This is a genomic window from Candidatus Nitrospira allomarina, assembly GCF_032050975.1.
Classification (GTDB): domain Bacteria; phylum Nitrospirota; class Nitrospiria; order Nitrospirales; family UBA8639; genus Nitrospira_E; species Nitrospira_E allomarina.
On sequence record NZ_CP116967.1, the window covers coordinates 1,786,830 to 1,797,948 of the forward strand.

Below are 11,119 nucleotides of genomic sequence, written 5' to 3' on the forward strand. Positions count from 1 at the left end.
GTTGGCAATAATGAAACTTGGTTTCATTTTCAAATTAAAAATAATATGAAATCAGGTATCAGGGAACCTCGGATGTATGAATAGTCTCAAATAGTGCACGGGATTGAGGGAGCGCTTCCCATTTCAGAATGGTCAGTGAGTCATCCACATAAACAGGATGTCGCATGCCGTTGAGCACACAGGTTACACCTGGGATACTGGCAACCGCCCAGAGGGCTTTCCGGGCAAAGGGTTCTTCCCGTTTGGATTCTGGTATAAGGGGGTCAATGAGCTTACGAATTTCAGAGAGTTTCTTTGCACTTTTTTGTGCGGCCTCCATGCGCATGACCTTGAGGAGGGAGACGAGTTCAGGGACATAGCGATCGCGCCACGATTCCCATATTTGCACCTCTTCCTGTTTGCCGGCGAAATGTCGGGTGAGCAGTTGGAAGACCTGATTGGCATGTGGGGCAATCGTTTGTGATTCAATTTGATCCCAGTGCTCGAGATTGTGGATAGACGGACGAATCCGCTTCAGTTCTTCGGCCCAGTTGAAATAGTCCAGCGGAGCAGCTCCTTTTTCGGGTGTGGGGACCTGGGGTGCTAACACCTGCTTGTAGTCGTTCTCCAGCGCGGCGACTTTTGGTTGTTGGGCATCAAAATTTGTATTGGAAATTTCCACCTGAGGGTCTGCGAGGCGGATCATGCCTCCGCCTTTTCCAGGAATGGCATTCAGAGGCCGGTTCACCAAAACAGCAATGTTGGCTTCCTGGGCGAATGACAAGACTGTTTGCGCCTGTTCGGGACCGGTATTGGGCGTGAGCAGAGCTCCCGATTCAAACAGATTCATCGGGAGTTGCAGTATTCGAAAATGATGGTGCGGAATGCCGGCATGTTTTGCGGCAGCTTCAGCGGCCTTGAGCATGCGAGAGAGAGAGGTGGCTTCGGGATTATCGGGTTTGGCCGTGCAGGTATTGGAGGAGACTCCATAGTATTGCAAACGGCCGGCGGCGATTTGTGTCTCCAGATAAGAAAATGCCTGTTCCAGGCGGCGATAAAACTCTTGCCGGAGATCTTCAAGTCTGAGGGGATCAATCGACAAGTTCCTGTTCTTGGCATCGGACAGGAAATATTCTGGATTATGCAGGAGGCAGATATCCAGGGTTTCCAGTCCCAGGCGATCAAGGCACAGAATGAGTTGTTCTTCTAGAAACGATGGATGGAGGCAATGCCAGATGCCTTCGCCATATTTGACCATCTCGGGAAACGGTTTGCCGGCTTGTTCCCTGGTCTCAGCGCGCGTAAGATTATTGCCCTGCACATAGCCGATTTTTGAAACCACGATGACTTCATCACGAGAGACAACCTCTTTAGCGATGAGATCCTTGAGCACAACACCCACCAATCGTTCGCTCCCACCGTCGGCATAATTGGTGGACGTATCGATAAGGTTGCACCCGTCTTGTAAAGACTTTTCAAGGGCTCTGCGGTGGTCTTCCACTCCAAGGTTGATCCGGTAACCACCAAAGCCTATGCGAGAAGTGGTCAATCCGGTTGAACCCAAAGACGTATATCCATGGGAGGAAGGGGGCGAATCCTGAGGGCTGGCCAGGATTCTGGCCACGTACTGCCCCGTTCCTTGAGGAGTGGCATGTCCGGAAAGCCCCTGGCTGGTCAGTGCTTGCACGGGTGGGTCAGTTGAGGTGATGGTTCCCTGAGGATAAGTCAATACGTCAATGGCCTCTTGAGGATCGGTAATCGGAGCCTGGCAGGCAAAGTTCTTACAGACATAGAGCGCGGCTTGCCCATCGACCAGGGTTTTCCCGGTTAACAGGGGATGAGGGGTTTCAGCCTCCAGCTCTTGCCGATAGGCCAAAATGCGATACGGGACGAAACACGCATTGACCGCCGTGCGGAGTTGGTTATATCCCTTGTCAGTGGGAGATCCCACGAGAGCCAATTCCACCGGCCCTCGTAATAAAAGATCGACGACCATGAGACTTTTGGGAAACCCTCGTGGCACCTGACCGATTTGTTGGCCATAGGCACGGATAGCATTGGTCGCGGCTTTCCGAAAGTCTTCGCGATCACGGTGAAATGATAAGCGGGCTAACGCCGATGCGGCCACCGCATTTCCACTGGGAGTTGCACCATCGGCACCTTCCCGCCCCCGGATAATTAAGGCCTCATGATCGGCGGCTGTGGTAAAGAATCCTCCATGCTCTCGATCTTCAAAGTCTTCAAGGAGGCGTTCCGCTAATGAGACTCCTTCATGGAGATACCGTTCATGCCCTGTGGCTTCATAGACATCGATCATCGCCTCGGCCGCATAAGCATAATCTTCCAAACAGGCATTGAGGTGAGCGTGCCCTGCCCGGTAGGTGCGCCACAGCCGGCTTTCAGGCCGTGAAAGCGTGGTTAGCAGGAAATCGGCGGCCCGGATGGCACCATCCAGATACGGTTCATGGTTGAATACTCGACCGGCTTCGGCCATCGTGCCGATCATCATGCCATTCCAGGCGGTGATGATTTTGTCATCGAGTCCCGGTGGTACACGTTTCAGACGAGCCTGATACACGGTGGATTTTGTACGCATGATGGTCTCACGTAAGTCTTCAGGGGAACAGCCTAATTCCTTCGCTACGGTTTCGAGTGATTTTTTTGTGCGTGGGATGTTGGTGTGTTCCCAATTGCCTTCATCCGTGATGTCGTAATACGCGCAAAAGCAAGTGGCGTCTTGTTCGTTTGTCAGAATTTCACGTATCTGTTCCGGGGTCCACACGAAAAACTTACCTTCCACTCCTTCGCTGTCCGCATCAGTGGCTGAATAAAAACCACCTTCCGGTGCAGTCATTTCTCGTAAAATGTAATCTAGGGTCTCTGTGGCGACCTGGCGGTATCGATTCTCACCTGTGACTTGAAACGCTTCAACGTATGTCCGAGCAAGGAGTGCGTTGTCATACAGCATTTTTTCAAAGTGCGGGGCTAACCATTCGTCATCGGTGGAATAGCGAGCAAATCCTCCACCAATATGATCATACAGTCCGCCTTCGGCCATCCCATCCAGGGTTTTGGTGACCATGGCGAGTATTTTCTTCTCTCGACTCCAGTGATATTGGCGCAGGAGAAAGGAGAGGCCGGTGGCAGGTGGGAATTTGGGTGCACGTCCAAATCCCCCGTAGCGTGCGTCGAAATCACGAGCATATTGCTTAACGGCATCTTCAATCTCGGCTGCGCCAACGGCAAGGGGAGATGCGGGTTGCAGGGCATTTCGCAGGCGTGCGGTGAATCGACTGGCTTGTTGGGCGATGTTGGATTGATCTTTCTTCCACCCCTCCCCGATGTTTGTCAGGATTGATCCGAATCCCGGACGACCATAGCGGTCGGTGGGAGGGAAATAAGTTCCCGCAAAAATGGGTTCCTGATCAGGGGTGAGAAATACGGTCATGGGCCATCCGCCGTGCCCCTGGTTCATGGCAGTCGTGGCCTGCATATAGATTTCATCCAAATCCGGACGTTCTTCCCTGTCCACTTTTATATTCACAAAGTACCGGTTCATCAGATCTGCGATGGCCTGATTCTCAAAGGATTCCCGCTCCATGACGTGGCACCAATGGCAGGCCGAATAACCTATGGAGAGCAAGATAGGCTTATTTTCTTTTTTTGCCAGATTCAGCGCCTCCTCTCCCCAGGGGAACCAATCTACCGGGTTGTAGGCATGTTGAAGGAGGTAAGGGCTCGTTTCGTGACTCAGACGATTGGGTTGGCGTTCTGTTGTGGATTCAGACATAAGGGCTTTTCACTCAACCTCCTATAGGGTAATGAATAATGATAGAAACGTTGGATTCCGAAATAATTATTACGTTAGGGAAAAGAAGTATTATGGCTGTTGTTCTCCGAGGCTTCGTTCATACAGCAACACCTTCCATCCATCTTCCTCCGAAATGAAACCATTGGGCTGAACAACCGGAAGCATTCCTGTTCCAGGGACTCGGCCGGTTTGTCCCAAACTTCCGTTTTTAAGGACCCACATCATTTCACCCGGTGTTCGATAGGTGTTAAACTTCGGGTTGGTAAAATTTCTCGGTTGAATGGGAAGGTTTTTTGCGGCCGGCCCATCCCCTTTACCTTCGGCACCATGACAACTAATACACCCTCCACGTCCCAAAAAAATTTCTTTACCTTCGGCAAGTATTTCCGAGGTGGGTTCAATTGGAGGTTGCGCCGATTTGGCTTTGGCTATCTCATTCGAGGGGACCCTGGAGATTTTGATGTTGAATTCACCACCTGCGCTACCATAGCCGGCAGGGTTGACTGACCAAGCTATTGGCGTATGGATGATGGAGAGAAAAAAGCTACTTCCCAAAATAAGCAGGTAGTGATTCATGAAACCCTCCTTCAATAAGATTTGGGAAAACTAAAAAAGTTAACTACTTGGGAGATAACTCGTGTTCCTTATATCTTAAGCTTTTCAAGGGTTCACAAAGGTCATCAGGATACCAATCATCCAGCTGGGGGGCAATCTCAGCTATTTATTAACTATTTTCCATTGGGGGACCTTCCTTTCAAGTCATAACAAACATCCTTCCATGGTGGCCAGTTGTGGTACAATTAGTCCCAAATTTTTCTTGAGCATTGGCTTTATGGCGTTAAATGAACACAATCGTCGGAAATTTGTGGCTGGCATGAGTCGGCGGATTGCTAAGCTTCGTGATCAATCTGAGCAAAGCTTGGACTTTGCTATTGAAACGATGTTTCAAGAGCGGACAGAGGCCTATTTGCATGTTGAGCAGGGGTTGATCGAGGTTGATCGGATGTTGGGGCTGGTTGAGGGGGAGTTGGAGGATATTACCGAATTGACTACGGCCCAGCGTTTGGAATCACGCTTAGAATTTATTGAGGACCGGTTTGAAGAGTTTGAAAGCGAGATCAGGCAGCGTCCTCGCCGTCGAAGGCACAAGATCAATCTTTTTAATTTTTTCAAGGCTGCGGGCGGCAGCGGAGGGGAGGGAGAGCCCACTTCTGTTCGTGGGGAAATTCGTTCGTCTGTCCAAGCCTATGAAGTACTGGGTGTTGAATTTGGAAGTCCTTTGCCAGTGGTGACTCGAGCCTTTCGGGAGCGGGCCAAAAAGATACATCCTGATATTCGGCAGGGCGACCGCAGTTCCGAGCCGGAACTGCGGCGTATTATCGAAGCCTACCAGTTTCTCAAAACCGACTATTTTGGCAGTACGGCCTCAGATTCTATGCAGCGGCCATTTTGACATACGGCCCGCCTCAATTCTCACGGGAAGATGTTGTTAAAGAATTTTGGTGACGGTTTCCGGAGGGCGGGCGAGGATTACTTGGTCCCCTTTTTGGACCAGAGGACGCTGGATGAGATCCGGATGTTTGATGAGGATATCTAATAATTCATCATCGGTGAATTCTGAGTTTTGTAAGTTCAGCTTTTTGTATATCTCTTCCTTTTTACGGATGATTTCTGACGATTTAATCCCAGCTTTTTTGAGTAGCCCTTTGAGCGTGGATTTAGAAAAAGTTTTTTCGTAATAGTTAATGGTCGTATAGGGTTGCCCGCTTTGCTCTACTAATTTGATGACCTGTCTGCAGGTGGAGCACGTTGGTTTGTGATAAATGAGGATGTCAGCCATAAATACGTCTCCTTTGTGATTGGTCTGTCAATTTTATCAGCCTTGACCTCCTTTTTGGGGCCATGCTACAAGCTGGTCCAGCAGTTAGCGGAAGGATCAGTCTGATGAATACATACGACAGAGGGATTTTGCCAGAATGAGCGAGCCAAACCCAGCTCAAGACTTTTTTTGTGCATCTGAGACCGAGCGAACCTTAAAGGATCTTCGGATTAAACGTAAAGGTCAGCCCGTGTATGTGATGGGTCATGAAGATCGGTATAAAGGCAAGGAAGGGGTATTTGAATTTTTTAACGTTCGGCTTGCAGTGGTCAAGTTTCCCGATGAAAAATCCCTAGGATTCGACCCTATTGATTTATTGTTGCCGTGCGAAATCAACGAGGAGGGCGTGCCTTTTTTTGAAATTCGCTATTGCGAAACGTGCGATCAAGTTTTTCCTCTCACCGCATCTGAATTTTATGCCCCTGTTGAGCGGAAAGAATGTCCCGAGTGTGCACCATAAGGCTCTATTGAAATTAAAGCCTTCCCTGCAGTTTGCTTGTCAGGGCATTTTCCGTTTTCTTTCCTTTTTTTGAATTCAATCGTCTATTTTTTTTTGATTAAATACGGGCAGACGGTTTTAATGAATAAATTAATTGAAATTTCAGATTTGCCAGGCTATGAAGCTAATGAGATAGTCATAAAATTGGTCGTGTTGGTGGTAGAGAGTCTAGAAGGCCGGAGTCACCCATCCCCCCACTTTAATTTTGTACGTAATACCTCAAAGTAGCTTCGCTCGGGAAAACGAATAAGATGCGTGCGGTGGTCTGAGGCTCGCACTTGCACAAGATCACCAGTTAACATTTCTACTCCCACTTGGCCATCTATGGTCGCCATGGCTGGTTCCTGACTTGTCAGTTCAATGGTGATCGGCACATCGCCAGGGGCGAGGAAGGGGCGGTGGGAAAAGGTGTGTGGGCAAATTGGATTGATCAGCAACACTTCCAGCCGTGGATCTAAAATCGGACCCTTTGCCGAAAGGGAGTAAGCGGTCGATCCCGTCGGAGTAGCGACGATGAGTCCATCACCACGCAAGTTTGTCATAAATGCGTGGTTTACCCATATTCTCGTGGCGATCATTCTTGCTAAGTGGCCTTTACTGATGACCACGTCGTTTAAGGCTGAGTAGGTGCAGAGAATTTGGTCGCCGCGTTGTAGCTGGACTTTTAGCATCAGGCGTTTATCCAGTTGCCATTTCCCTGCGAATACTTTTTCTAAGGCTGTGGGGAGATCGTCAAAATTGATTTCAGTGAGGAAACCCAGACCTCCCATATTGACTCCCAGGATAGGAATCCCTCGTTGTTCAACAAGCCGTGCCCCGCTTAACATCGTGCCATCGCCACCCAATACAATAAGGAGGTCGGCTTCCTGGGCAATCTGAATACGTGTGGGACTATCCGAAGTAGGAAATCCTTGAGTAGAATCAAGAATGACGGTTTTGTGATGGGCCACCAACCAATCTCGAAGATGGGAAATCTCCTTCAGAATATTGGGGGCGTTAGGTTTGGTGATGATCCCGATGGTCTGAAAGGTAGACATGAGCTTAGATTAGGGATTGGTGTTGCCAGGCGTCAGGATGGTAGTGTCTTCGCTGATCTGATAGCAAGCGAGGATTTTTTCGAGAATGGGTTCGGCAATTTTATCCATGTGTGACAGGAGGCTTTTCTTAGCAACTTTTGATTGGTACACTAAATCATCATTCCTATTGCTGGATCTCTCATCTCTAGCTTCTGACTTGACAGTTTTGAGGGATCACGGATAGACTGAAATTGTGAATTTTTCTCGAATTTATTTGTGGATAATAGACGAATGTGTGAGCGAAAAGTTTCGCGAATAATCGGCTAGAGGAGGTCCAATGTTCGAACGATTCACGGATCGTGGTAGAAAAATCATCATCCTTGCCAGAGAAGAAGCGGAACGGCACCAAAACGATTATTTGGGTACCGAGCATTTGGTTCTCGCGATTCTCCGAGAGTCAGACGGCATAGCCTTGATGATCATTAAAAAAATGGGTCTCTCTCCGGAACAAATCCGCCTTGAAATAGAACGGAATCTGCCCGGGGGTGGGACGACGGTTACGTTCGGGGAAATCCCATTTAGTCCCAGAGTGAAAAAGGTGATTGAATACGGTGTCGAGGAGGCCAGACTGCTGGGGCACAACCATATCGGGAGTGAACATCTCCTTCTTGGCCTACTTCGTGAGGAAGAAGGAATTGGGGGGAAAGTTCTTCGTAGTTTAGGGGCCAATCTTCTAACGGCACGTCAATTGACTGTCACATTCCTTCGAAAATCAGGAACCCGTGAGCGAGATAAAAAAAGTAGCACACCTGCGTTAGATGAATTTGGGAGGGATTTAACGCAATTGGCTCAAGAGGGAACGCTAGACCCTGTAATTGGACGTTCAGATGAAATCCAAAGGGTCCTTCAAATCCTCAGCCGTCGAACCAAAAATAACCCGGCATTAATTGGTGAATCTGGTGTGGGGAAAACAGCCATTGTGGAAGGGCTGGCTCAGCGGATCATTGGCCTGGATGTTCCCGACAATTTATTGAATCGCAGGGTCATTGCCTTGGATCTTGGTTCCTTGGTAGCAGGAACAAAATATCGTGGGCAATTTGAGGAACGGCTCAAGGTAGTGATGAAAGAAATTTCCCAAGCTGGGAATATTATTCTTTTTATTGATGAACTTCACACGTTAGTCGGTGCGGGTGCTGCTGAAGGGTCCATTGATGCTGCGAATATGTTAAAGCCGGCATTGTCCCGTGGGGAAATTCAATGCATTGGTGCAACGACCCTCGATGAATACCGAAAACATATTGAAAAGGACGGGGCACTCAAGCGGAGGTTTCAGCCTATTTATGTTCAGCCTCCTTCAGTAGAGGAAACTGTGCAAATCATTCAGGGGCTTCGTGATCGATATGAAGAACATCATGGAGTTGAAATTACGGATGAGGCAGTTGAAGAGGCTGTGAAGCTGAGTGAACGATATATTACCGACAGGTTTTTGCCTGATAAGGCTATTGACCTTATCGATGAAACCGGTTCGCGAGCAAAGTTGCTAACATATGCTCTCCCCCCTGAGTTGAAGTCGCTGGAACAGGAACTCAAAAGAGTGGCTCGTGAAAAAGAAGTAGCAATCGGGCTTCAAAACTTTGAAGAAGCCGTGAAATTTCGCGAAGAGGAAGAGCGATTCCGCAAATTATTAGATGATTCCAAGCGTGATTGGAAGAAAAAGCAAGAGAAAAATAAACCGGTTATCTCAGGCGAGGATGTGGCGTATGTCATTTCGAAAATGACTGGGATTCCTCTCTTTAAACTTGAAGAAGAAGAATCTGAAAAATTGTTGCACATGGAGGATTACCTTCATAAACGTATTATAGGACAGGAAGAAGCCATTTCTGCGGTCTGTCGGTCCATTCGTCGGTCGCGGGCCGGTTTGAAAGATGCCAAAAAACCCATTGGGTCGTTTATTTTCCTTGGACCGACCGGGGTAGGTAAGACGGAGTTGGCTCGCGCATTAGCAGAATTCTTGTTCAATACTGATGATGCGTTAATCAGAGTAGACATGTCAGAGTACCAGGAGAAATTCACCAGTTCACGGCTGTTTGGAGCCCCTCCGGGTTACGTGGGGTATGAGGAAGGGGGGCAATTGACGGAGAAAGTAAGACGTCGTCCCTATTCAGTTGTCTTATTTGATGAAATTGAAAAGGCCCATCCAGATATTTTTAATGTGTTGCTGCAGGTACTTGATGATGGAGTATTGACGGATAGTCTAGGTCGGAAGGTGGACTTTAAAAATACTATTTTGGTGATGACCTCAAATTTGGGAACCCGATTCATTCAGAAGGGTGTATCCCTTGGGTTCCAGCGTGATGTAGAGGCTGAGCATTCTTCACGCATGCGAGGTGAAGTCCTTGCCGAGTTAAAGCGTCATTTCAGTCCTGAGTTCTTAAATCGTATCGATGAATTGGTTGTTTTCCACCAACTCACAAAAGAACATTTGGTGAGTATCGTTGATATTCTTATTGGGGAACTCAATGCTCGTCTTGTGGAAAGAGGAGTATTTTTAGATGTTACTGACGAGGTGAAACAGTGGTTGATTGACGAAGGGTTTGAACAACAATACGGTGCCCGTCCCCTTCGCCGGACAATTCAACGCCGACTGGGAGATCCTCTCTCTGAAGAACTGATTAAGGGGCGGTTTAAGGATGCCAAAAAGATTAAAGTTGTCCTGACCGATCAGACTCCAAATTTCATTGAAGAAGAGGTGTTAGCGAGTGTCTGATTGGCTATAGGGATGGTCAAATGTTAGATGAAACCCTCAGGACCTCGAGTCCTGGGGGTTTTGTTGTTTTTCGCCAAATTAATTTTTGTGCCGAAAAGGGGTTTTAAGTGATTTTAGGAATTGAAACTTCCTGTGATGAAACAGCCGTGGCTGTGTTGGATTGGGAAGGTCGCATCCTTTCAAATATTTTGGATTCTCAGGTTGAGGTGCATGCCCGTTACGGGGGAGTCGTCCCGGAACTGGCTTCGCGTCGTCATATGGAGTGTCTGGAACTTCTGACAAGGCAAGCCTTGGGTCTGGCCAATGTTTCTCTTTCCCAATTAACGGGAATAGCGGTCACCAATCGTCCAGGATTGGTAGGGGCCTTACTCGTTGGAGTAAATTTTGCTAAAGCCCTGGCGTTTGCCACCAAAATTCCCTTGGTGACAGTGAATCATTTGGAGGGGCATTTGGCGTCCGCATGGTTATCGAATCAAGATTTCCCAACCCCGGCCATGGTCTTGATTGCATCCGGTGGGCACACGCATTTGGCATTGGTTCCTCATCGTGGAGAATATCAGTTCATTGGATGGACGATGGATGATGCAGCGGGAGAAGCGTTCGATAAAGGCGCCAAAATGCTTGGGCTTCCTTATCCGGGTGGTCCGGCAATTGACCGGCTTGCCCAACAGGGGAATGAACGATATGTATTATTCCCCCGACCAACTCTTCAAAGCCAAAATTTCAATTTCAGTTTCAGTGGGCTGAAAACCGCCCTTCGATATTTTGTTCGGGATGAACAAAAAAAGGGGGATTCTCCTTTGCCCGTTGCTGATATCGCGGCCAGTTACCAGGAGGCTATTGTGGATGTGCTGGTAGAGAAACTTTGTCGTGCTGCCCGTCAATATGATGTGAAAGGGATTTCTGTCGTGGGAGGAGTGGCTGCAAACTCTCGCCTTCGCCTGAGGCTTGAGGAGCGGGCTCGCACATTAGGGCTGCATGTGACTCTACCTCCACGCGCGCTCTGCACAGACAATGGTGCCATGATTGCAGCCGCGGGGTTGGAAAAACTTAAGCGGAAGGAAAGAGCAGCATGGGATGTGGATGCGATTTCTACGTTGCAATGTAAATATGATGAGTCTGCGATGGCTGGACTTCCTTCTCAATGACTCAGATGATATCGCAAAAG

Annotated in this window: 8 protein-coding genes; 4 read left to right on the forward strand and 4 right to left on the reverse strand. The window is 48.4% G+C overall.

The features are described 5' to 3' along the window. Positions 1-58 precede the first annotated feature (58 nt). Both PP769_RS07980 and PP769_RS07985 read right to left on the reverse strand, forming a co-directional pair. Positions 59-3,769, reverse strand: coding sequence for an aldo/keto reductase (locus PP769_RS07980; RefSeq protein WP_312646484.1), 3,711 nt, complete (start codon positions 3,767-3,769; stop codon positions 59-61). Positions 3,770-3,859: 90 nt separating this feature from the next. Further along, on the reverse strand, positions 3,860-4,366 hold the full coding sequence (locus PP769_RS07985; protein WP_312646486.1) for a c-type cytochrome: 507 nt from the start codon (positions 4,364-4,366) through the stop codon (positions 3,860-3,862). Between the two features lie 256 nt (positions 4,367-4,622). On the opposite strand from PP769_RS07985, the gene PP769_RS07990 reads away from it, so the two are divergent. Beyond that, positions 4,623-5,243, forward strand: a complete 621-nt coding sequence (locus tag PP769_RS07990; RefSeq protein WP_312646487.1) for a DnaJ domain-containing protein — start codon at positions 4,623-4,625, stop codon at positions 5,241-5,243. Between the two features lie 36 nt (positions 5,244-5,279). Here PP769_RS07990 and arsC read toward each other — a convergent pair whose 3' ends face one another. After that, positions 5,280-5,630, reverse strand: a complete 351-nt coding sequence (gene arsC / locus PP769_RS07995; RefSeq protein WP_312646488.1) for an arsenate reductase (glutaredoxin) — start codon at positions 5,628-5,630, stop codon at positions 5,280-5,282. 136 nt (positions 5,631-5,766) lie between these two features. On the opposite strand from arsC, the gene PP769_RS08000 reads away from it, so the two are divergent. After that, positions 5,767-6,129, forward strand: coding sequence for a hypothetical protein (locus tag PP769_RS08000; RefSeq protein WP_312646489.1), 363 nt, complete (start codon positions 5,767-5,769; stop codon positions 6,127-6,129). 221 nt (positions 6,130-6,350) lie between these two features. Here the strand turns inward: PP769_RS08000 and PP769_RS08005 are convergent, their stop codons facing one another. Beyond that, entirely contained in the window at positions 6,351-7,205 is an 855-nt protein-coding gene (locus PP769_RS08005; RefSeq protein ID WP_312646490.1) for an NAD(+)/NADH kinase, read from the reverse strand. A gap of 316 nt (positions 7,206-7,521) precedes the next feature. Between PP769_RS08005 and PP769_RS08010 the strand changes: the two genes are divergently transcribed. Beyond that, positions 7,522-9,951, forward strand: coding sequence for an ATP-dependent Clp protease ATP-binding subunit (locus tag PP769_RS08010; protein WP_312646492.1), 2,430 nt, complete (start codon positions 7,522-7,524; stop codon positions 9,949-9,951). Positions 9,952-10,058: 107 nt separating this feature from the next. Next, entirely contained in the window at positions 10,059-11,099 is a 1,041-nt protein-coding gene (gene tsaD / locus PP769_RS08015; RefSeq protein WP_312646493.1) for a tRNA (adenosine(37)-N6)-threonylcarbamoyltransferase complex transferase subunit TsaD, read from the forward strand. The last annotated feature ends 20 nt before the right edge of the window (positions 11,100-11,119 follow it).

What these genes read in the sequence shown, in the direction of transcription:
- PP769_RS07985 (WP_312646486.1), bottom strand. Translation starts at nt 4,366, where the DNA reads ATGAATCACTACCTGCTTATTTTGGGAAGTAGCTTTTTTCTCTCCATC.
- PP769_RS07990 (WP_312646487.1), top strand. Translation starts at nt 4,623, where the DNA reads ATGGCGTTAAATGAACACAATCGTCGGAAATTTGTGGCTGGCATGAGT.
- PP769_RS07980 (WP_312646484.1), bottom strand. Translation starts at nt 3,769, where the DNA reads ATGTCTGAATCCACAACAGAACGCCAACCCAATCGTCTGAGTCACGAA.
- PP769_RS08005 (WP_312646490.1), bottom strand. Translation starts at nt 7,205, where the DNA reads ATGTCTACCTTTCAGACCATCGGGATCATCACCAAACCTAACGCCCCC.
- PP769_RS08000 (WP_312646489.1), top strand. Translation starts at nt 5,767, where the DNA reads ATGAGCGAGCCAAACCCAGCTCAAGACTTTTTTTGTGCATCTGAGACC.
- arsC (WP_312646488.1), bottom strand. Translation starts at nt 5,630, where the DNA reads ATGGCTGACATCCTCATTTATCACAAACCAACGTGCTCCACCTGCAGA.
- PP769_RS08010 (WP_312646492.1), top strand. Translation starts at nt 7,522, where the DNA reads ATGTTCGAACGATTCACGGATCGTGGTAGAAAAATCATCATCCTTGCC.